We start from the raw sequence: 21,638 nt of genomic DNA, 5'->3' as shown, positions 1-21,638 counted from the left end.
TTTCGATTGTCTTATCGGTGTCCTTTCTCTCTTGTTGGAAGAAGACCGATCTCCATTTCTTGCCTTCCCGACGCCAGAGGCCATCGCGATGCGACCATCCGTTTTCCTCGCAGCTTTCCCAAAGTTTGCGACCGTCCCGCTCACGACGTTGCTCTTTCTCTGGGTCTGGATTGGTGGAGGCGGACTGCAGCACAGCGCGGCGGGCGTCGTTGTCTTCGGGGACAGCTTGTCGGACACCGGAAATTTATTCGCCGCGAGTGGTGGTGCGGCGTTCGCTCCTGTACCAGGCAGCCGGTTTCCGTCGCCGCCGTTTGCCAGCGGGGCGGCAAGCAACGGGGCGCTGTGGGTCGACGTGTTGGCGAGCGGTCTTGGCGAAACTTCACCCGGACCAGCCCTCCTTGGCGGAACGAATTATGCGTTCATCGGGGCGATGACCGGGACGCAGGTGCCCTCGCCGTTCGGTGTTCCCAGCATGTCTGAGCAAGTGGGGCTGCACCTCTTGTCCAACGGCGGTGTGGCCGCACCGAATGACCTTTATGCGCTGTGGGGTGGTGCGAACGATTTTTTCTTCGGTCAATTCGATCCTGGACTTGCCGTATCGAACCTATCCGATCAGATCCAGTTGCTTGCCGGAGCGGGGGCACGTGAGTTTCTGGTCGCAAACCTGATTCCCCTCAGCCTGACGCCGTCACTTGCGGGCACTCCGGCGGCATCCTCCGCGGCGGCGTTCTCCTTTGCGTTTAATGCAGGACTGGCCGCCGAAATCGACCGTCTTCGTTCCAGTCTTGGCGTGACCATTCATGAACTCGACGTGGCGGGGATCTTTGACGAGGTCCGTTCAGATCCTGCGGCCTTCGGATTCAGCAACGTTGTCGACCCCGCCCTGCGTGTCGAACTCTCTTCGAGCGTCCCGATCTTCCCATACGAGGTGGTCGCAACGCCGGACGAATACCTGTGGTGGGACGGTGTTCATCCGACAGCGGCGACACACGAACTCATTGGACAACGGGCCGCGATGCTCGTCCGTCCCGTGCCGGAACCATCAAGCCTGGCGATCTGGATTCCGGTGATGTTCGTTTGCCTGCTTGTTACGGGACGTCGTCGCAAAGCAATTCTGTTATCTTGAGTGTCGGCGTTGCCGCGTCGAAATACTTTCTACCCTTTGAGCACCGTTTGACAGCCAAAGCACACCTGCGTCTGACGAGAATCGTCCGCACGATTGCGGCGGCGGCCGGTGTCGGGTTGTTGATGCCCGTGCTTTTCAGCGGCACCTTGGGTGACTTGGGATGGAGCGAAGTGACTTGGATCGTCGCAGCGATTCTGACCGCCAAGGTACCATTGGCAATCGTTCACGTTGCGTTTCCCCCCCAGTGTCGACATTGCGACGGAATCCTGGCGATCAAGAAAGCAAGTTTTGTCGTTCCCAAGTTACGAGACGGTCAAATGGTGGAGCACGAATTCCGCTACTGGTGTTCCGCGTGCAAGTCGTCGGAGTGTTTTCCAGGGACTTGGATTGACAAATTGTTCAGCTTCCCATCATCTTCGAATTCCGACACGCCGCCGGACCCGTCGGTAGGCGAGTGAGTGTCGGCACACCAACGCGTCCTGGGATCGAATCATGACACACAGGCCACCGGACGAATCGAACCGACCGAGCAATCCGTTTCGCCCGCCCGGTGGTTCGGAGGCCGGCGCGACGGAGACTCGTCCGCAGCGCACGTCCATCGTGTACCTGTTGGCTTGTCTGCTGTGGTGCGGCATGGCGATCAAGATGATGGTGCTGCGGCCGATCCTGTTGTCGTTGTTTGAGGAATTCGAGTTGGAAATGCCTCGGCTGACCCGTGTGTTGCTTCATCCGGTCGTCAGCGTCCTGTTTGTGATGGTCGCGGCGGGGATGGTGCTGGGGTGGTTGACCGTGGCGTCCGTGGAGTCGCGGCGCCAAATCGGATGGCGGGCGTTGGTTCTGGCGCTCGTCGTGATTCTGATCATGGCGATCGGGTTCGGGCTGCCGATGTTCAAGCTGATGCGGGCGCTCGCTTGATCGTGCCAGTTCAGCGGGATCGCGGGTTTGTCGGTTGAACCTCACGCCGGTGCGGGTGTTGGGCAGGTTGCCGATCAGTTTGTCGAACGCGTCGGCGATCGCGTTGGCTTAGATTCGCCCGATTGCTGTCCCTGTGCGGGGCATGCCCATTTATCTCAAAAGTCCGCCCAGGGATGACGAAAATCCGTCGGGGGTCCGAGCCACCAACCAGTCAGTCGTCGCCGAGCGTTTTGTTTGTCTTCAATACGCGGCGGCTGGAGGGGCACAGATTTTCGGCACGAGCGAGCAACCTAACTCTATGTCAATCCATTCCGACACCGGTTGCCGCTCGGTGACCTCTGCTGTCCAGCCGCCGACGATGCACAACGCGATCGGGGCATCGTTCCATCGCGGGATCCCCGAATTCAGCGACCTGATGCTGGCGTGTCGCCACCATGCCGTGTTGACCTTCGTCGTGGCAAGCGTTTTTGCGGCGGCCTTGGCGCTGGCCGCCTGGACGATGATTCGGCCGAATTACCATGCCGAAGCGTTGGTGCGAGTCCGCGAAAAATCGAACGTGGTCTTTGCGCCACAGACATCCCGGTCCGAGGACATCGCGTTCTTCCGTTCCCAGGCTGCTCTGGTACGATCCCACCAGGTCCTGTCCGCTGCGTTTGATGATGAAGACGTCCGTCAGCTGCCCGATGCGATTCCCGAGGGGGATCGCGTCGAATGGTTGGACGGTTTGTTGCGGGTCGAGACCCAGTCGGGATCGGAGGTGATCAGCATCACCGTTCATCACGAATCCCCGCAGGCGGCCCAGGCGTATTGCAATGCGATCACGCGGGCGTACCTGGACGAGATCACGCACCGGATCGCCTCGGACCGCCAGCTCCGTGAAACTCAGTTGGAACATGCCGTCGCGGCCGCGGATTCGCAACTGGACGCCCTGTGGGACGAACTGAACAGCGTCGCACGGTCGGTGGGTTCGGACAGTTCGGAATCGCTGACGATTCGCGACGAAATGCAGTTTCGATCCTATCGCGACTACGCCCAGCAACTGCAGGCGGCACAGCTGAGGGGCAACCAATTGCAAAGTCAGCTGGACGAGTTTCAAGCCAGCCACAGCGAATCGTCTGCGGTCAGCGAGGAAGTCGTCGAGAAACTGTTGCGGCAGAACGCCGAGATCATCGCGGCGCGAAAGCAGTTGTTGGGGCTGGAGCTACAGTGCCAGCAGATGGAAAAGATTGCCGCCAGTGCCGAATCGCCCCAGATGCGGCGTTTGACCGACCAGCGAGACCTGTTTGCCGGTGAACTCGAAGAGCTGGTCAAACGCACGCGTGCCGAGATCAGCGAGACGTTGCAAATTCAGGCCCAATCGGAGCGTCAGCAATTGCTGGCCAAGCTGAAACAGCAGATCGAGCTGAACCGTAGCGAGAAAGAGTTTTTGCGTGAGCGTTTGACCGAACTCAATTCGGTCGTGTCGCGCACGACGCCCAAGACCGCCGTGCCGTTGGACATGTCGCGTCACGCCGTCGATCGCCAAAGCCGGCTGGCCGACGGATTGTGGAAGACGCTGCAGGAGTTCCGGATCGAATCCCAATCGCAACCCCGCGTCGCGTTGCAATCGCTGGCGACGCTGCCCGAACAGGCCAATCATTCGCGTCAATTGAGAGCGGCGGCGGTCAGCGGGATGGGCGGATGGATGCTGGTCATGTTCATGATCGGCTACCTGGAATGGCGTGACTGCCGCGTGCGGTCCCCACGGGATCTGATTTCACGATCCGCGTTCCCGGTCTTCGGCACCAATTCCTACGCCGCATCGCAGCCGAAAGCGTGGTTCGGGTTGCGTCAAAAACAAGTCAGCGGTGGCGTGCGTGAGGCGGCCGCCAGGATCATCTTGCGAAACCAAGAAGGCACGAGCCCGGTGACGTTGATGGTCACCAGTTGCATCGCCGGTGAACCACGGCACGTGGTTTCGCAGGAGATGGTGGTGTTGTTGGGCAATTTCGGGCGGCGCGTCCTGTTGGTCGACTGCGACACCGACCGGTCCGAGCTGAGCCACGCTCTGGGGGCGGCCCAGTCGCCCGGCATCCGTCAATTGGCCGTCGCGGCGCAACCGCCATCGGCCCAGGCGATCGCGGAATTGTTGATCGCGACCAACCAGGACGCGGTGGATTTCATCCCGGTCGGAACCATCGTCGATGATCAAGCCTGGATCGATCCGCGAACACTCCGCGCGGTGATCGCCGCCATGCGTCAACATTACGACGCCATCATTATCAACGGCCCGTCGATCATGGGGTCCGCCGAAGGTGCATTGCTGGCCGAAGAGGTCGATTCGAGCGTGATCGCTGTTTTCGTCGACCAAAGTCGCTGGAACCAACTGGTGCTGTGCGAGCAATCGGCTTGCGAATCCGGAATCCCGCTGTCCGGTTCGATTCTGCACCCGGGCAGCGGCAAGCCGGGGCTGCGTCTGAGCCCCGACCAAAAGCGAGCGTTGCCGAAAAAGTCGCTCATCGCCGAGGACACCGACCGTGAAACCGCACTGCAACAGGAAATCGGCGAGCTGCAAGAAGAGATCCGTCGCGTTCAAGCCGACGGAGACGAATCGAATCAACAGGATCCCTCCCAGGACGTGACGACCCACCCAGGCAAAGCGACCCATTCATGAAGCAAGCACCCTTGACCACTCCCGCAGCATCCGTGGTGGCATTCGCGACCGATTCGGAGAGGATCCTTCATCCGCCGCATCCTGCCGTCCCAAACGCACCCAATGCAACGTCCCTCGACGCTGCGCTGGAATCGCCTGCAGTTCCGACGCACTACTTTCGTGTCAAAACGATTCTCGAATTCGTGACGACGACGTTGTTAATGTCGCTCGCGATTCCCATCATGGCGCTCGTTGCGTTCGCCATCTTGGTGTGTGACGGACGCCCGATATTTTATCGTCAGGTGCGGGTGGGAAAGAACGGAAAAAACTTTCGCATCTGGAAGTTTCGCACCATGAGAACCGGTGCGGAAAAGCAGACAGGCCCCGTCTGGAGCAGCCCCCACGATTCGCGAGTGACGCGGTTGGGGCGTTGGTTAAGGTGTTGCCATCTGGATGAATTGCCGCAGTTTATCAACGTGCTGGCGGGCGACATGAGTCTGGTCGGGCCGCGTCCGGAACGCCCCGAATTTGTCAGCACCCTGGCCGAGGAAGTGCCGGGCTACCTGCAGCGGACTCGGGTGCGTCCGGGGATCACCGGGCTTGCACAGTTGAAACTGGGGTACGACGAATCGATCGTCGGCATTCCCGACAAAGTTGCCTGCGACCTGCACTACATTCGCACGGCGAGTCTGGTCCAGGATCTGAAGTTGCTGTTGTCAACGCTGCCGTACATCGCCGGACAGTTGTGTTTCAAGTTGAAGGCGAAAGGCACGCCCGAGTCGGGGCGTCACGTCACGGCGGTGAATGTCGTTGTCTCGGTCGACACCGAGCCGGCGGACGGGTCCGTGGGCGAGCTGACGCAGCATGTGGCGTGATCATTTCCAGAACCGTCGCGGAAGCCGCCAAGGCTTTCGGCAAGCATCCAAGCGGCAACGAAACTCTCCGCGAGTTCCGCTACGGTTGGTTGGTGATGCTCAGATCGTCAAAATCGGGGTCGGTGCGTCCCTGCCGGGCCTGTTCGACCAGCGCCGCCATTTCGCGTGCGGTCACGTAGTAGTAACGGAATCCGTACCGCCGGGACGTTTCACGCAAGCCGTGGTGGAACGCTGCTGCCGACGGCCCGAGCCACTGGTCGGTGTTGGCTTCCCAAGCACCATGCGTGTGCAATTTGATGAATTGCCATGCGGGGTGGCCGGCGACGCCGACGCGGGCTTTCAACCAATCGTCGATTCGGTGCGACGACAGCGGTTGCGACCCGGCGACGTTGCCGTTTTCCAGTCGCGGTTTTTGCCACGGGCGGCGGTGATTGACCAACAACGGGCCTTGGATCATCAGCAACCCCTCGGCCGGACGTTCGGAATCGACGGTGACCGGTGTGCCCAGATCGTGCGACTTGGATCGCTGCGGATCGTCGATGGCGTCGTAGATGCTGTTGATCGTGCGAGTTTGTGCGGCGTGGGGAGCGGCCGGCATCGTAAAATCGGCGTAGCATCCCGTTTCGCGTAACACGGTCAGCTCGTTGTTGACGCCACAGTGGCACCCGTCGGGGTGTGAATTGTCGAGGGCCCAATTGCCGTGAATGAAGCCATAGCGGATTTGGCCGGAGGCGTCTTGGTGCAGCAATCCGTGCCGCGTGTGCAGTGTTCTGGTGGATCGCAGCAACAATTCACGTAACGAGTCGGCGTTGTCATCGTCGTGATGCAAGTGCACTTCGACGTCGCCATAGCCTGCACGTTTCAGTTTCGCGAGCTTGTCCAAATGCTCGGCGGTGTAACATTCGATGGGATAGAAGAACGTGTGTTGCGGCGGGCGGCCGCGCGAGTCGCAGCAACCATCGACCGACGCGGGATAGTCCGTCAACCAGCGATCGACACGCAGCCGTTGTCTCTCCAGCGACGCCCCGTCACGCTCGGGTTCAAAGTGATCGGCAACGGCGATAAAAACGTGCCTCGGACGCGGTGTCGGGCGCTGTCCGGCTCGATAGGCGCGGGCAAACGTCGTCGGCCCCATGCCCCGGATCAGCATCACAAGGGAACCTTGACGGTCGAGGGAGAGAGAGCGATCAAGTGAACGTTACGCAGCACGTTTTTCAGTGGTAGGAACCATTTCGGATGTCGCTGGGATGTGGCTCCAACTCGGACGCCGGGTCGGATTCCAGATCACTGTATCATGACCGCCAAACCAACGGCAGATCCCCACACCGATCGCGGCATTCATGACGACGAACGACGTCGCGGCACGCGCCAATCGCGCCGGAATGCTGCGTCCCGAAGCGACCACGCCGTAGCCGGCCGCGGCATAGGCCAGCACTTGCAGCACCACCAGCGTCTGATAGATCGGCGTGGTGGCCAGGCAGAGGTTACTGACGAAGGCCGCGATCAACAAGAACGGTCCGGTCCAGCGGATCAGCTTGTGGGAGACAAAGGCGGCCGCTTGGCCACAGTTTTTCCACCGCAGCAACCCACCCAGCACCCCCAGGCACTGCATCGCACCAAGACCGATGCGTTGGCGACGCGAAAATTCCGCCCGGATCCCACCGGTGCTGGACGAATACGCTCGTGCCGTCGTGTCAAACACCAACCGGCATGGATGCGTCATCCGCACCAACATCGGCAGCACCATGTCGTCGTTGATGGTCGGACGCGACGGGGCGACGAACATCGACCGCGAGACGGCATAGATCGCACCGCTGGCCCCCAACGTGATTCCCAAGCGTGCTTCGCAGGCACGAATCTTGTTTTCCAATTTCCAGTACAACGATTCGCTGGCCGAACCGTGCTCGTCGATCATCGTGACCTTTCCGGCGACCAGGCCGACGCGCCGGTCCGTGAAATGGCGTGCCAGACGCTGCACCGAATGCTCATCGAAGCGCGTGGTCGCATCGGTAAACAGGACCACGGGACTGGTGACCGATCCGACGGCGTCGATCAACGTGGCCGCCTTGCCGCGGCGGGTTTTGAACGAGACCACCTTGATCCGGCTGTCGTTGAATTCCGACACCACCCGGCCGGTTCGATCGGTGCTGCCGTCCGAGGCGACCAGAATGTTCAATCGCTCGGGCGGATAATCGCACGCGAGGATGTTTTCGATGCGTTCGGTCAGGTAGTCCGCGGCGTTGTGGGCCGCGATCAGCACCGTGATTTCGGGCAACTCCTGGCGCAGCACCGCTGCGACCGGGGTTGCATCACGTCCGAAAACACGGGCCAGCACGGCGATCAGAAGCGGGTATCCCAGGTAGGCATAGAACAGCCCCACGAGGGAGCCCGACAGGATGGTAACAAGAACAGCGTGCACTACACGGATCCGGAGCGAGGCCACGACGCGACGGCAATCGTCGAAACCCCTTTAGGGTCGACATTTGGGGGCCGTTTTCGCCGTCCTATCTGCGGGGATCACGTGAGGGATGAACGACATCGACTGACGGCATTCATGATCGCGGCCAGCTGGCCGGTCTGAACACGGCGCGAGAATTGGTCCAGGGAGGGCGCGTCAGCATCGGCGACCACCGGCCGCTGGTCGAGCAGTTTGACCAGGCACCGGGCGATGCCGTCGGCGTGGCTGGGAGAAAACCGCAACGTGTGTCCGTGCCGACCAACCAACGAGGCCGTTTCCCCGTCGCCACAAACGGCCAAGATCGGTCGCCTGAGCGCCAGGTATTCGAACAGTTTGGCCGGCACGACACGCTCGGCGCCCGGCTGGTCAGCCAACAGCAACAGCAACACGTCGGCCGACGCGGCCAATTCCAGCGACTGGCCGTGCGGCAGGTAATCGTGGCCTTGGACGTTGACGCACGTCGGATCCAGCTTTCGGACGATCGCGTCCTGATGCGGCGTGCGTCTGCCCGCGAGGACCAAGTCGATGCGGGCCGCCGAATCGGGATCCGTCGTGGCCAATTGCAGCAGCGCGTCGACGAGCGGCGAAATGTCCGTCAGTTTCCAGAGCGTGCCGGTGTAGACGATCCGCAATCGATCCGAGGCCGACGTCTCGGTCGACCGCTGCGCAACGTCGTCTTCGTCGTAGCCGTTGTAGATGCAGTGCACCGAAGCCCGCCCGCCGGCAGCGTCGATCTGGCGCGAAAGTTCGTTCGCACTCGCTTGCGTCGTTGCCACCACCGCATCGGCCGCCCGCAGTACCTTGTCCAAGAGTTTCCGCTGCCGACGGATCTCGATCGCCGATCGCTGGTGGTTTTCAAAGTGACGACTGGCCAACAACCATTCATCGCGAAAATCCAAGACCAACGGCAATCCGAAGCGACGCTTAAGCGTCCGGCCCAGCAAGAAGGACGAAAACGGTGGACCGGTCACGTAGACCGCTTCGTGGGGAATGTCGCGAAGCGTCCGTGTCGCCAGTCGCGATGCGGACGGGTTCCACAGGACTTGCGGGTCGGGTTGCAGCAACGCCATCGCCGCCTTGCGGGCAGACCGCCTGATCCATTGCTTCGGCGAGAACGAAGACTCGGTTTGTGTCGCGATCAGTTTTTGCTTCGTTCGATACGACGGTTCGAATGTGCGGGCCCGCAGCACGGTCGTTTCCGGATCCAGTTCCATCGACAAATCGCTGTCGCGGACCGGCACGGAGGGATCGGCCGCGGTCAGCACCGTCGGTCGCCAATCATACTGGGGCAGGTACTTAGCAAATTTCACGCTGCGTTGAACACCGCCGCCACCCACGGGAGGGTAGGCGTAGCTAATCAAGAGCAGGCGTCGTTGATCGCGAGTCATCATCCCGCCTTGCCGAATTTTGAATTCCAATTCGCCAGCGTTCGCCGAAAGACCGCTTCGAAACGCGCCGCCATTTCGGGCAACCCGTCGGGCACAAACGCCCGCGGGACTTCCGACGGAATGACAGCCTGTTGCTCCACCTGCCGCACGACTGCATCGATCAACTGGTCCCGGTCGTTGTCGGCAATCAGTCGGTCGACGCCCAGAGTCGCAATTTCGGACACCCCGCCGACGTCGGTCGCGACAAACGGCACGCCGCACGCAATGGACTCCAACAACACGTTCGGAACCCCTTCGCTGTGGCTAGTCAAAACCATCACATCGGCCGCGTTGTAGCGAACGGCCAGTTCTTGCTGGCTGAGATTCCCTTCGAATCGCACGCACGAATCCAAGTTCAGTTGTGAGCGAAGCTTGATCAGGTCTTTCCGCATCGAACCATCACCGGCGATCATGATTTGCAACCGATCGCCCCAATGCTGCCGCCAGTGCTGGGCGGCACGCAACAGCAGCGTCGGGTTTTTGACCGGTTCCAATCGGCCGGACCACAACAAAGCGATCGCGTCGTCGGGCAAACCGCACGCGACACGGGCCTGACAACGAGGACGCGGATGAAAACACTCTTGGTCGACGCCGCGATAGACGACATCGATCTTGTCGGCCGGCATGCCAAGATCGATCGCCCTGGCGGCCAAGTCCCCGCTGACGACGACCAATCGATCCGCGTCGGCCAAGACCTTTCGGATCACGCGGCGCCGGACAGAGTTGCGGGGCAGGAGTCGCAGGTCGCTTCCGCCGGAAAACACAACGCACGGGCAGTCGAAGTGCCATGCGGCGCGCTGGGCGGCGCTGCCATCGGGATGTAACCAATAGCCCATCACCAGATCCGGTGCGAAGGATTTTTCGATCTGTTTGAGTGCGGGCAAGATCGATTGCCAATAGAATTCGTCGTAGCGACTCCGCATCAATTTCGGCGGGTAGACGTAGGTGGGATGGTAATCGTGGGGTGATTCCGCTTGCGTGGAACCAGGACGGAGCGGCCGTAAACGTTCCAGCCACGGAACCGGTGCGATCACCCGCACCTCGTTGCCGGCCCGCAGGGCGTCCACCAGATGACGATTGAACATCCCTTGGCGAGGGCTGGTCGGGGTCGGGTAGGTCGTCGCGATGTACAGAATGTTCATGGGCGGGACCTGCTGGCTAGCTCCGCGATCACCGGGCGGTGATCGCCACCCAAATCGGGGCCGACCTGGGCGGAAAGGACGTCCCAGTTTTTATCGGCCAAGATGTGATCGATTCGGATCCCATGAAAACGGGTGTACTTGGTGTAACCCAATCCAGATCCGGCGATCGAGAACGCGTTTTGATAGGGGCTCCAATAATCACGGTAAAAGACGCTTTCGACCGGGACGTTGAAATCCCCCGCCAGGATCGTCGGAAAATTGACGTCGCCGACCGCTTCGGCCACGCGCATTGAGATGCCGCGGCGGGTCTGTCCCAGTCGGTCGATGGCGTCGGGGCCGTGTTGGAAATCAAAGTTTTGAATCTTTTCCAATGCCGGTCGAAAGGTGGGCAGATGGATCGACGCCAATTGAATTCGATCGCCTTGCGGCAGCGTCAGTTGGCAACCGATGGCCGCCACCGCATTGAAATTGGCTCGCGGCTGCCGGCCCAAAATTCGCGGCTGGCTTAACGGCAGCGGGCTGGCGATCAGGACGTGGTGCATTTGTCGGTGGTTCCAACCGAGTTGTCCCATCAATGGATCGGCAACCGCTTGAGTGCATTCCTGCAGCAGCATCACGTCGACTTGGTGTTCGCGGAGCAGTTCGATCAGCCGCCGATCATCCAGGGTGCCGCCGCCGACGTTGCACGTCAGCACTCGAATCGTTGGCGTCGCCTCCGTTGACGTTGCCGGGGAACGCGGCAGTTGGAAATCGAGGATCGGAAACAGGATCAAACCGGTGTGAATCAAGTAAACGGGCGTCAATCGCCATCGAACGAGCAGCGTCAACGGGACAAGCAACAACAGCGGCAACGCGACGACCCAGCGAGGCGAAAACAGAAACACGGTGATCAACCAATGCGAATTCAGACGCGTGTGCATCAACGCGGCGCCGATGACCAGCAACAACAGATACAAGATCGCCAGAATCAGCGTCGCGCGTCTCATCCCGCAATCCTGGGTTGATGGACGGTGCGATGGTCGGAGTAGGCAACGACGACCCTTAGTTTTCCCGCGGCCGTCAAGTCGATTTGATCGACCCGCCGGATTTCTAACTGGGAAGATTCGCCGATCGTGTGGATGATCCGCCGGCGAAGCGCGTCACCGTGCTCGGCGTTCCAGGTTTCATCGACGACCAAGTGCAACTGAATCTTGTCCGGCTGCGTTTGGACGGCTTGGAATTGGCGGACCGCCGGGATGTCTTTGATCAGATGTGGAAAGAATGCTCCGGGCAGGTTGCGGCCGTCGGGCAATCGCAACACGTCCATTTGTCGACCGACGATCTTTTCCAACAACGGCAACCCTCGACCACAGGGACAGCTGCCGGCCGCTGCCACCGCACGATCACCGATCGCGTAACGGACAAACGGCATCGCCGTGTTGAACAAGTCGGTGACGACGATTTGACCTTCTTCGCCGGTCCCGACCGGGTTGCCATCGTCGTCGACCACTTCGACGATCAGATTCTCGCTCGTCACATGCAACCCCTGGTGGTGGTCGCACTCGGCCGCGATCAGCGTGAACTCCCGCGAGCCATAGGTTTCATAGACGGGTGCCCCAAACACACGCTCGATCAATTCCCGCTGGTGGTCGTACAGTTTTTCCGAGCCGACGATGATCGATTCCGGGCGGTGAACCGAAATGCCGCGTTCATCAATGGCCCTGGCTAAGGCGAACAAGGGATTGGCGTACGCCACCAGGACCTTGGGGCGAAACTGGTTCAATCGTTTGACGTAGCGGCCGGCGTTAGAATCCGACATCTGAAAGCTGTTCAAAACGTCGCGGCGATACAGTAGACGTGCGTAACAATGTTCTTTCACCTTCTGTCGCATCGACAATGGGCTCAAATTGATTCCCCATAGGTGAGACTGGCGAGTCCCCGGTGAAGCTCCGGCCCAGCCATAACCGCGAAACGCCGCCGCCACCCGGCGATCGTTGGCGTCGCGTTCGATCAAGAACCGCAGCGGGGCTCCGCTGGACCCACCGGTCGCCTTGGACACGAAGCCGATGCCGTTTTGGGACGAGCGGATGTCGGCCGCATTGTCGCGCATCATGGCGCGGGTCGTGATCGGAAACGACCGTAAATCCGCTAGCGATGCGATGCCCCGGACGTCGATCCCGTACTCGGCCCAGCGATCGCGATACCAAGGGCTGTACGTGTTGCAGTGGTCCAGCAACGCGCGTAGCCGGCGGACTTGCAAGGATTCGATCTCCCGTCGCGACCGCCACTGGCTGGATTCCAGTTCGCGCCAGTACCGAAACGTCTTGCGACGCTTCAGCCCCGATTCGAATCCGCGAATGATGACGTTCTGATAGGCCCAATCGATCATCACGCTGCCTCGCCGGAGTAGAGTTGCTGGTAGGCGTGCACCATTTTGCGGACACAGAATTTGGACTCGACGCGGGCACGCCCTTCGCTGCCAAACCGCCGTGCCAAATGCCGGTCTTCGTCCAGTCGTCGGATCGCGCCGGCAAGGGCCGCGGGATCGCGTGGCGGTACCAGGATTCCGGTCCGGCCGTCGGCGACGACCTCGGGGTTGCCGCCGACATCACAGGCCACGACCGGCAGTCCGGTGGCCATCGCTTCCAACAGCGTCAGCGAGATGCCTTCGGTGACCGAAGGCAACACGAACATCGACGCCTGGGCCAGTACCGCGGGGATGTCGTCGCGAATGCCGTGGAATCGAATTTGATCACACAGCTGAAACGATCGTGTCAGCGATTCCAAAGGCTGCCGCTCGCTGCCGTCACCGATGATGTCCAAGTTCAACCGGCATCCGTGTTGTTTGGCGACACGGATCGCATGGATCAGTGAGGCGACGTCTTTTTCGGGGCTCAGCCGGGCCACGACGACGGCCCGTCCGCGGGGTCGGTCAGGGACCATCGCAAACCGCTGCAAGTCGACACCGTTGAAGATGGTGACCGTTTTGTCGGCCGCGATGCCTTCGTCGACCGACAATCGGGCGCCGTCGCTGGACACGCTGACCACCCGGTCGACCCATCGCGACAGGCCACGGAACAGCGAGGTTTGTCGGCGTGAGGATTCGAAGCGTTGGCCGTGTCGTGTATGGATGACACGCGGCACACCGGCAAGCCGTGCCGCGGCAACGCCGTAAACATAGGCCGCGGTGTTGTGGGTATGAACGACGTCCGGCTTGATTCGGCGCAGCGTTTTGGCGAGCCTTAGGGCCAAAGCGGGTTTCAGCCCTTCGGCCTTGTTCATCGCAATCACCGGCCAGCGATGCGATTCGATTTCCGCCGCCAGTTCGCCTCGCCGTTGCAGCGAGACGAAGCTCAACCGGTACCGGGACCGGTCGGTGAAGCGGGCGAATTCGACGAGCAGTTTTTCCATCCCGCCGACCTGAGTCCCCAGCGAGATGTGAACGACATGTCGCGCGTTCATGCGGCCTCCTCGCTGAACAAGGAAACCGCGGCCGGGGCAAGCGACTTGACCACGCGCGCCGGATTGCCGGCCACGATCGTGTCATCGGGGACGTCTTTGGTCACAACCGACCGCGCCCCCACGATGGCGCGATCGCCGATTCGGACACCCTTCAACACCATCGCGCCGTGCCCGACCCAGACATCATCACCGATCGAAACCGCCGCCACTTCGCTTGACGGTGTGGTCAATCCGTTCCGCCGATCGACGGCATTGATGGGGTGGCCATCAAAATCGCTGATCCGCACACCGCCGGCGATCAGGCAATGGTTGCCGATGCGAATCTCGCGTCCGACCACGAACGCGCAGTTGTGCCCGATGAACGTCCCGCTTCCGACCGTCAGCTCCGGTGAAGCGACGTGTCGTGAGCTGAAGGCAAACGACGACTTTCCTGATAACCGAACGTCGTCGCCGATGACCAATGTTCCGCGACCGATCAGATAGGGCAACTGCTCCATCAAAAATCGTTGTCCGACCCGATCGCATTGGCTGCGAAACAGCGGTTCGTACCAGAAGAATCGCGCCGTCCAAGCGATCAACTCTCGCGCCGCAACGTGCGACCGGTACAATCCCGCAACGACCGGGCGGTTGACTTTCGTCACCGGCAAATGACGTTGCAATAACCATCGCACCACTGTCTTGAGCTGTTCACGCATCATGCCGCTCCTTCGGGTTGGTTGCGATGCAGCATCGATTGCCGCAACAAAACGGCCAGCCGCTTCAATCGGCCCAGTCGTTTCATGGCGGGCATCCCCGCAAACGGCAACGGCCAGCTGAGCACCGAACGCATTAACATGGGCAGGGCGGTTGACGGTGACGGATCCATCGCTGCCCAGCGATAGCGGACATAGCTGGTCCAGAACAACCGCGACGCAAGACCGAGCAACTCGGCGTGTCGGTCGATGACCTCCAACATCTTGGTGCAGTCGACTTCGATGCTGCCGCGTGACAGGCTGCACGGTTCTAAAACGGCGGTCGCCAAGGGTTGCGAATCCAAGTACACCGTGTTGCCGGCCGCCAGGCGAATCCACATGTCGCGATCTTCGGCAGGTTCCAACCCCGAGACGAAACGCAGTTTCTCAATCGCCTGGCGTCGGACCAACACCGTCCCGGTCCAGTGCAGCGTCCCGATCATGAAGGCATCGGGGCCGGCGGCTCGGATCGGTCGGTCGTACCACGAATCGGCTTTGGACGGGTTTAAGGTTCGCGATTGACCGGGCGTTTGGCAGTAGAATCTGCCGGCGACGACGCTGACCTGTCGATGGGCCGCGAAGATCGCCAGTTGACGCTCAATCTTGTTCGGTTCCCAATGATCGTCGGCGTCAAGGAAACCGATGAAGTCGCCGGTCGCCGCGTCCAGGCCTCGGTTCCGGGCGGCGGCGGTTCGTGAATTGGTTTGTCGGATCAGCATGACCGGCGGGCGGTACTGTCGGACGATCTCGGCAAGCCCATCGCGGCTGCCGTCATCGATCACGATGACTTGCGAGACCGGGACGGTTTGCGCAAGACAACTGTCGATCGCGCGGGCGATGGTTGCCGCGGCGTTGTAGGCCGGGATCACGACGCTGACGGTAGGAACGCTCATGCGGCCAGCCTCCTGTCATCGCAGACCTGACGGTAATAACGCAGGATTTGGTCGACCACCACCTCGGTGCTGAAGTGATCACAACAGTGTCGTCGCGCGGCCCGACCGATCGGTCGTGACTGATAGGGATCGGCCAGCCATTCCGCCCAGGCGGCGGCCAGATTTCCCGGCGTGGAAAGATCGATCGCTCGGCCGCCGGCACCGACCATCCACTGCATCACCGGGTGCCGATGCACCACACAGGGCAGCCCGCTGGCGGTGGCTTCCAACAGCGCGATCGGCATCATCTCCTTCAAACTGCCGAGCGAAAACACGTCGGCGGTGCGATACAGGTCGGCCATCCGCACGCGGGGGAATCGCACCAGAAACCGAATGCGGTCTCCTAGCAATGCCTTTGCCGTCGCGATCAGGGCATCGGTTTCCGGTTCGTGACCACCGGCGACGACCAGCCAAGCCGGCAAGTCGGGATGTCGATCAAGCAACGTGCGGAATTCGTTGACCACATAATCAATGCGCTTATGTTTTCGCTTGATTGCCGCGGCGACCAACACGACGCGTGCGTCTGGCGGGATGCCAAGTTCCTCGCGCAGTGCGGGATGGCTGCCGGGGCGAAAGTGATCGGTATCGATAAAGTTGGGGATCGTCGTCCAGGAGTCTCGATCCAGTCCGGCCTGGCGGGCTTGCCGGTGGTGCCAGGGGGCAAGGTGTTGCAGGTAGGTGATCCGCCGTTGAAATTCGAGCGGTTCTTCGGTGCCGTGGGCCAAGATGGTTCGCGTCTTGACGCGACCGCGGCGGAGGGCCTTTTGGACCTGCAACGCAACAAAGGGGTCTTGGACATGCAGCACATCGACGTCTTCCGTCTGCAGCACTTTGATCAGATTGCGGGCAAACGTGGTTTGTTCGACCGCGTAGCCGCTGCCCATGCCGATCCGCCAACCGAGTGCCGCGGGTAGGGACTGCACCAGCAAGCGCGTCTTGGCGGCATCGCGGGTCCAACAGGGAACGACGCGATCGATGTCACGTTGGGGTTCGCCGGCTCCCTTGCACAGGATGACGTCTTCACCGCGATCGGCCAGCGCGCCAGCCAAGTCGTCGGCCCAGGCTTCGATCCCCCGCGCGACGTGTCCCAACCCCGATGATGCGATGCAGATTTTATTCATGGGCCGGTGCTCCCGCGGTTGCCAGTGACGGCGCCAGTTGACCGGCCACGCCGGACTTAACGTCGTAGCGGAAGCGATCTTTCAGCCGCAGAATCGGTTGTTCAAAGAACCGCCATGACAGCGCGGCAACCACCAGTGAAACGATCAGCTTGCTCACGTCCAGCCACCATGGGTCGCCCATCTTCCAGCGGAACTTCACCAGCGTGTCCAAGTTCTCGTACAGCACCAGGTGGTACAGGTAAAGTCCGTAACTGATCGTCCCCAAACCGACCAAAACCTTGTTGCGAAACGGCGACAGCAAACGGCTACCGGACATCGAGACGAACAGACCGATCACGCCAAGATAGGCAAGGCTGATGATGGCGACCGGCAATGACATCTGCAGATACTCTCCGCCGGTCAACGTCGGATTTTTGGTACAGAGAATCCAATACAGCGCCCAATAGCTGACAAAGCACGTCCCTGCGATCGTCGCATAGCAGACCGCTTGGCGCTGGCGTCCGCTGGACCGGGTGCGGAGCATGGTCCAAGCCAACAAGGCTCCCATGGCAAGGCTGTCGGTATGGCCCAGCAGCACCGTTTTGGGCAACCCTTGGACGCGCAACGCGATCGGCAACACGACCAGCACGCCGGCAAGCCAATACTTTGCACGCCCGCGTATCAGTAGCAACGCCGCCGGCCACAACAGGTAGAACTGTTCCTCGATCGCCAAGGTCCACGTGTGCCCTAAACCGAGGTCCACCGGAGGTGTTTCGGCGCCCCAATACTGATGGATGTTTTGAAGATAAACCAGGTAATAGGCGATTCCCGATGTGTCCGCCGGCGTGGCGCGGATCAGGTTGGCGACATAGGCGATCAGGATCACCAGGTAATACAGTGGCAAAATCCGCAGGCTTCGGCGCCAATAAAATGCCCGCAAAAATCGCGGTTGATCGAGGTTTCGTTGGATGATACCGGTGATCAAGAACCCCGACAGGACAAAGAACAGATCCACGCCGGTTGCGCCGAACCAGAACCCGCGGGGAAGATGGCAGCACAAAACGGCGATCGCGGCGATCCCTCGCAACGCGTCCAGTTCGGTGATGTAGGTCGGCATGCCGCCGGGGTGTGATTCTTTCATCGATCGATCTCCTGTGCGGCGTGAGCAGGGGACCGGTTTGCTGCTGGCAATCGCCACGTCTGCACGGCGTCCAGCATGATGCGGCGGACGCGTCGCAGACGGGTCAGGGGGCGTTGCTGGCCGAGCGGATTGGCCCACGGCCAATGACGGATCGAGCGAACGGTCGCGCAGAACGCCTTCCAGTGACGCCCTTCCACATCGCACAATTCGATCGCCCGTTCCAACTCTCGAGCGGCGAGTCCGCGTTGGACCAGAGCCCCGATCCCCGGCACATCGGCATATCGCCGGGGCAACGAGCGGGCAAACTGCATGTCCAGGGCAAAGGTGCGGTCACGGTTTCCCGCGCTGATCCCGTCGGGCCGCTGGCGGTATCGGGCCAGCGGCGTTTCGATTCGGCCGACCGCCCCGAATCGGCTCAGCCGCAGCCACAAGTCGTAGTCCTCGGAGATGTGCATCTGTTCGTCAAACAGGCCGACCGCCGCGAGCGCGTCGCGACGGCAGACGACCGTCGGCGTGCCCAGACGATTGCGCAGGATCATTTCGTCAAAGCTGTAGCACCGAACCGCTGCGGGGATGGCGACCGACGGCGAGCTGTCTGTCCAAGGGATCATCACGCCACCGACGGCGACCAAGTGTCGATCGGCCTTCAAGGCGGCAAGTTGAAGATTCAATTTGTTCGGCAGCCAGGCATCGTCGGCATCCAAGAAGGCGACGTAATCACCGTCGCTGTGCCGGATCCCTTGATTTCGCGCCCCCGCCGGCCCCTTGGACTGCCGGTTCGTCAAATACGTGCATGGCACACCGGATCGGTCGACCGCATCGGACGTGTCATCGCTGGACCCGTCGTCCACGACAACGATTTCCAGATCGGCATAGGCCTGGGTTGCAACCGACCGCAGCGCATCGCCGATGTATCGGGCGCAGTTGTAGGTCGGAATGATCACCGACACGCGCGCCGGGTCTGCCCGTCTGGGGCGGGACGGGATGAACACAGACGCCTTCCGCCCGGCGAGTGCGGCAGGGTGGTCAGCCATCACGCCTCGCCTCGATTCGATAGAAGCTTAAAAAGTTTCCCTGCACCGGCGGCGTCCGCAGCAGGGCGTTGTAGTCGTCTTGTCGCAGCGGATCGCCGTCAAATCGTTTCAGCCGTGTGTTCTCGTCGACATCCAAGAAAACGAACGTGTCGATTTCGTCGATGTAGGTTCCGGCGCGATAGTCCAACAGCACCAGACGCCCGGTCGAGCGGATTTGATCCCGATCGTTGACGTCGTCCAAGATCGTGACGCCGTCAAAGCGACGGTCGGCGGCCCATTGTTTGGCCAGGTAGGATTTGCCCGCGCCGGAGCGGCCGACCACCGCCATCTTGAATGCCGAATCCTTGTGAATGTGTTTTTCGACCAGCTCGGGAACGATCGTCACGTCACGCGCGACGCGGTCACACCGGAAGAAGGGCCGCCCGATGGAATCTTGGCGAAGTTCATCGTTGGTATGACCGAGGAACTCGATCGTTTGAAACCCGCCGTATTTGAGCAGCACCCAGGCGCATTGACGTGGATCATCGCCATGATGGCCCTCGAAGTACATGACCTGCGACAAGCCCGCCAATCGGCTGAGGATGGAATTGCGGTCCTCCAGTTCCTTGGTTCCGTAGACGGACAGGAACATGACGGTGTCATGTGGCTCGAGTGCAGCCAGGGGATTGTCCAAGTCGTCGCATCGAAACGCGGTCGTCGGCCCGCTGTACAGCGTTCGCGCACGGTCGACCGCGGCGCTGTCAAAGTCCAATCCGGTGACTCGGCGGGCCCCCAGTTTCACGCAGTGATTGACGATCGCCCCCATGTTGCACCCGGCGTCCAGCACGCGTTTGCCCGCGATGTCTTCGGTACGAAACAATTTCAGCCGCTGGTCGGTCTTGTCGCGCAACCCGACCACTTGCCGCGAGGGGTCGGAGTGATAATCGACGAACCACTGGTCACGTTTTGTCGCGACGGAGTGACGGCGCGAAATCACTCGGGACACCAGTGTTCGTGGCGCCCGCGAGATGCGTCGGCAGGTTGCTGTAAAACGACTCATCGCTGGGGGTTCCTTTCGCTGCGGTACAGCGAGTGACGATCGCGGGAAAACGGATTCATGGTTTGGCCTCCAGGACGCCGCGGATTCGGGTCATCCGCCGGAGGGTCGGGAAAAGGTAACGCTGTCGATCGGAGGTATTGAGGCCGAATCCACCGATCATGGCCGCGGCGATCACCGTGGCCAGGCTTCCCCCGAACACCATTTCGGTCCAATTGCTCGGTGAGGTGACGTGGTGGACTGCCATCACCATCGGCGTCAGTAGGGTGACGACGACAACGGCCGGCCAGAGGATTTGCCGGTTAAAGTCTTTGAAGCCGAGTTGCAGGTTGCCGCAGACGATGACCGGGTGCACGATGCCGCGGCACAGGACGGCCGGCAGCGTCGTTCCGATCGCCACCCCCAACAGCCCCAGCGGCCGGATCAAGGCGATGCTGATCAGCAGATTCAAGCTGCCTTCGACCAGCATCAACCACGTCAGCCCTTTGAACTTGCGCCGGCCCAACAGGATTTTGGATCCGATCCCGGTGCCGGCGGTGAACAACGCCCCAACCAGCAGAATCTGGAACAACAGTGCGACGGAGTGGTAGGAATCGGTATGGACGTATCGATCGCCGACCCACAATCGGTAAAAGTCGCTGGCCCACAGACCGGTGATCATCGCCGCGCTGATTGCGACCAGCGACAGCATCCGCGTGCCCTTCAGATACAGCGTTTGCAGACCGCGCAAATCATCGTGGGCGTCCAAGTCCGTCGCCGCCGGGTAGAAGACCTGGCTGACGGGAACAAAGAGATTCGCAAAGTACTTCATCAAGTTATTGGCCAGGGCAAAGTAGGCGATAGCCGAGACCGGCATGAACAGCCCGATCACCAGGGCGTCGGAAAGGCGGATGACCAGATGGCTGACCGCCAACAGGGCACTCCAAAAGCCGAACGTCATGCATTCGCGGCAACTGGCCCAATTGGCCAAACGCAACGAGATCGTCAGTTCGGGAAGGATCTTTCGTCCGATCGCCCAGCGAAGTGCATAATCGAGCAGGTTTCCCGCCGCACCGGCCGCACAGACCCCGATCAGCCCGTATCCGGCCAGCAATAGCAACACCGTCGCGGTCGCCGACACGATCCGGCTGAATAGGCCGGCGGCAGTGATCAGGTCAAAACGCTGCCGCGCGGTCAAGGCGACCGAAAAGGGAAACAACAGCAACTGGATCGCGGTCGAACACCCCAGGATCAGAACGCACCACACCGCCTCCGTTTCGATCTCGGGCGGAAACGAAAAACACAGCGGCGCCAACACCGCCGTTGCCAGCGTGACCAGCAACGCACAGGCGGCGCAGCCCAAGTGCAACGCAAACCCGCTGCTGGCGGCGCGATTCATACGTGCAAAATCGCGTTTGGAAAAATACCGCGTGATGTACTGCGTCATCCCGGCACGCAATCCCAAGTCCAGCAACCCATAGTAGCCGGTGATGCTGATCACGATCGTCCAAACGCCGTACCGCGAGTCACCGATCTGGTGCAGCACGAAGGGCGTCAAGAAAAATGTGATCGCCACTTGAATGACGTACGCCACCCAGTTGCTCAGTATGTTGCGGGAAAGGACGCGGAAACTAACCATGGAATTTTGTATTTACTGATTCACCCTGTT

General features: G+C 60.9%; 19 protein-coding genes. 5 read left to right on the top strand and 14 right to left on the bottom strand.

Annotation, left to right across the window (positions count from 1 at the left end; all coding sequences use genetic code 11):
* Positions 1-31 precede the first annotated feature (31 nt).
* The 5 genes from H1B37_RS01310 (at position 32) to H1B37_RS01290 (ending at position 5,548) form a co-directional block, all read left to right on the top strand.
* On the top strand, positions 32-1,126 hold the full coding sequence (locus H1B37_RS01310; protein ID WP_182864790.1) for an SGNH/GDSL hydrolase family protein: 1,095 nt from the start codon (positions 32-34) through the stop codon (positions 1,124-1,126).
* On the top strand, positions 1,123-1,584 hold the full coding sequence (locus H1B37_RS01305; RefSeq protein ID WP_182864789.1) for a hypothetical protein: 462 nt from the start codon (positions 1,123-1,125) through the stop codon (positions 1,582-1,584). Before H1B37_RS01310 ends, H1B37_RS01305 begins: the two co-directional genes overlap by 4 nt.
* Positions 1,585-1,618: 34 nt before the next feature.
* Positions 1,619-2,041: a hypothetical protein gene (locus H1B37_RS01300; RefSeq protein ID WP_182864788.1), complete on the top strand. Its 423-nt coding sequence runs from the start codon at positions 1,619-1,621 to the stop codon at positions 2,039-2,041.
* A gap of 298 nt (positions 2,042-2,339) precedes the next feature.
* A complete protein-coding gene (locus tag H1B37_RS01295) occupies positions 2,340-4,694 on the top strand; it encodes a GumC family protein (protein ID WP_182864787.1) in 2,355 nt (784 codons plus the stop codon).
* Positions 4,691-5,548 (top strand): sugar transferase, encoded by an 858-nt coding sequence (locus H1B37_RS01290; protein ID WP_182864786.1) that lies wholly within the window; start codon positions 4,691-4,693, stop codon positions 5,546-5,548. The genes H1B37_RS01295 and H1B37_RS01290 overlap by 4 nt, the downstream gene beginning before the upstream one ends.
* Positions 5,549-5,627: 79 nt before the next feature.
* On the opposite strand, the gene H1B37_RS01285 is transcribed toward H1B37_RS01290, so the two are convergent.
* The 14 genes from H1B37_RS01285 to H1B37_RS01220 form a co-directional block, all read right to left on the bottom strand.
* A complete protein-coding gene (locus H1B37_RS01285) occupies positions 5,628-6,698 on the bottom strand; it encodes a hypothetical protein (RefSeq protein ID WP_182864785.1) in 1,071 nt (356 codons plus the stop codon).
* 48 nt (positions 6,699-6,746) lie between these two features.
* Complete coding sequence (locus tag H1B37_RS01280) at positions 6,747-7,967, bottom strand: glycosyltransferase family 2 protein (protein WP_182864784.1); 1,221 nt, start codon at positions 7,965-7,967, stop codon at positions 6,747-6,749.
* Positions 7,968-8,065: 98 nt separating this feature from the next.
* The gene (locus tag H1B37_RS01275; protein ID WP_182864783.1) at positions 8,066-9,424 is read right to left on the bottom strand and encodes a glycosyltransferase; all 1,359 of its coding nucleotides are present in this window, start codon (positions 9,422-9,424) and stop codon (positions 8,066-8,068) included.
* Positions 9,394-10,575, bottom strand: a complete 1,182-nt coding sequence (locus H1B37_RS01270; protein WP_182864782.1) for a glycosyltransferase — start codon at positions 10,573-10,575, stop codon at positions 9,394-9,396. Before H1B37_RS01270 ends, H1B37_RS01275 begins: the two co-directional genes overlap by 31 nt.
* On the bottom strand, positions 10,572-11,561 hold the full coding sequence (locus H1B37_RS01265) for an endonuclease/exonuclease/phosphatase family protein (protein ID WP_182864781.1): 990 nt from the start codon (positions 11,559-11,561) through the stop codon (positions 10,572-10,574). Before H1B37_RS01265 ends, H1B37_RS01270 begins: the two co-directional genes overlap by 4 nt.
* Positions 11,558-12,943 carry a phenylacetate--CoA ligase family protein gene (locus H1B37_RS01260; protein WP_182864780.1) on the bottom strand — a complete coding sequence of 462 codons (1,386 nt, stop codon included), beginning with the start codon at positions 12,941-12,943 and terminating at the stop codon, positions 11,558-11,560. Before H1B37_RS01260 ends, H1B37_RS01265 begins: the two co-directional genes overlap by 4 nt.
* A complete protein-coding gene (locus H1B37_RS01255) occupies positions 12,943-14,016 on the bottom strand; it encodes a glycosyltransferase (RefSeq protein WP_182864779.1) in 1,074 nt (357 codons plus the stop codon). The genes H1B37_RS01260 and H1B37_RS01255 overlap by 1 nt, the downstream gene beginning before the upstream one ends.
* On the bottom strand, positions 14,013-14,714 hold the full coding sequence (locus H1B37_RS01250; RefSeq protein ID WP_286177282.1) for an acyltransferase: 702 nt from the start codon (positions 14,712-14,714) through the stop codon (positions 14,013-14,015). The genes H1B37_RS01255 and H1B37_RS01250 overlap by 4 nt, the downstream gene beginning before the upstream one ends.
* On the bottom strand, positions 14,711-15,640 hold the full coding sequence (locus tag H1B37_RS01245) for a glycosyltransferase family 2 protein (protein WP_182864778.1): 930 nt from the start codon (positions 15,638-15,640) through the stop codon (positions 14,711-14,713). The genes H1B37_RS01250 and H1B37_RS01245 overlap by 4 nt, the downstream gene beginning before the upstream one ends.
* Positions 15,637-16,800, bottom strand: coding sequence for a glycosyltransferase family 4 protein (locus tag H1B37_RS01240; protein WP_182864777.1), 1,164 nt, complete (start codon positions 16,798-16,800; stop codon positions 15,637-15,639). The genes H1B37_RS01245 and H1B37_RS01240 overlap by 4 nt, the downstream gene beginning before the upstream one ends.
* Positions 16,793-17,920 carry an acyltransferase family protein gene (locus H1B37_RS01235; RefSeq protein ID WP_182864776.1) on the bottom strand — a complete coding sequence of 376 codons (1,128 nt, stop codon included), beginning with the start codon at positions 17,918-17,920 and terminating at the stop codon, positions 16,793-16,795. Before H1B37_RS01235 ends, H1B37_RS01240 begins: the two co-directional genes overlap by 8 nt.
* Positions 17,917-18,954 (bottom strand): glycosyltransferase family 2 protein, encoded by a 1,038-nt coding sequence (locus H1B37_RS01230; RefSeq protein WP_182864775.1) that lies wholly within the window; start codon positions 18,952-18,954, stop codon positions 17,917-17,919. The genes H1B37_RS01235 and H1B37_RS01230 overlap by 4 nt, the downstream gene beginning before the upstream one ends.
* Entirely contained in the window at positions 18,947-19,993 is a 1,047-nt protein-coding gene (locus H1B37_RS01225) for a class I SAM-dependent methyltransferase (RefSeq protein ID WP_182864774.1), read from the bottom strand. Before H1B37_RS01225 ends, H1B37_RS01230 begins: the two co-directional genes overlap by 8 nt.
* A 55-nt stretch (positions 19,994-20,048) precedes the next feature.
* The gene (locus tag H1B37_RS01220) at positions 20,049-21,608 is read right to left on the bottom strand and encodes a lipopolysaccharide biosynthesis protein (protein ID WP_182864773.1); all 1,560 of its coding nucleotides are present in this window, start codon (positions 21,606-21,608) and stop codon (positions 20,049-20,051) included.
* Positions 21,609-21,638 lie beyond the last annotated feature (30 nt).

The organism is Stieleria mannarensis (assembly GCF_014154935.1).
Lineage (GTDB): Bacteria > Planctomycetota > Planctomycetia > Pirellulales > Pirellulaceae > Stieleria > Stieleria mannarensis.
This window is presented reverse-complemented; position numbering and strand designations above follow the sequence as displayed.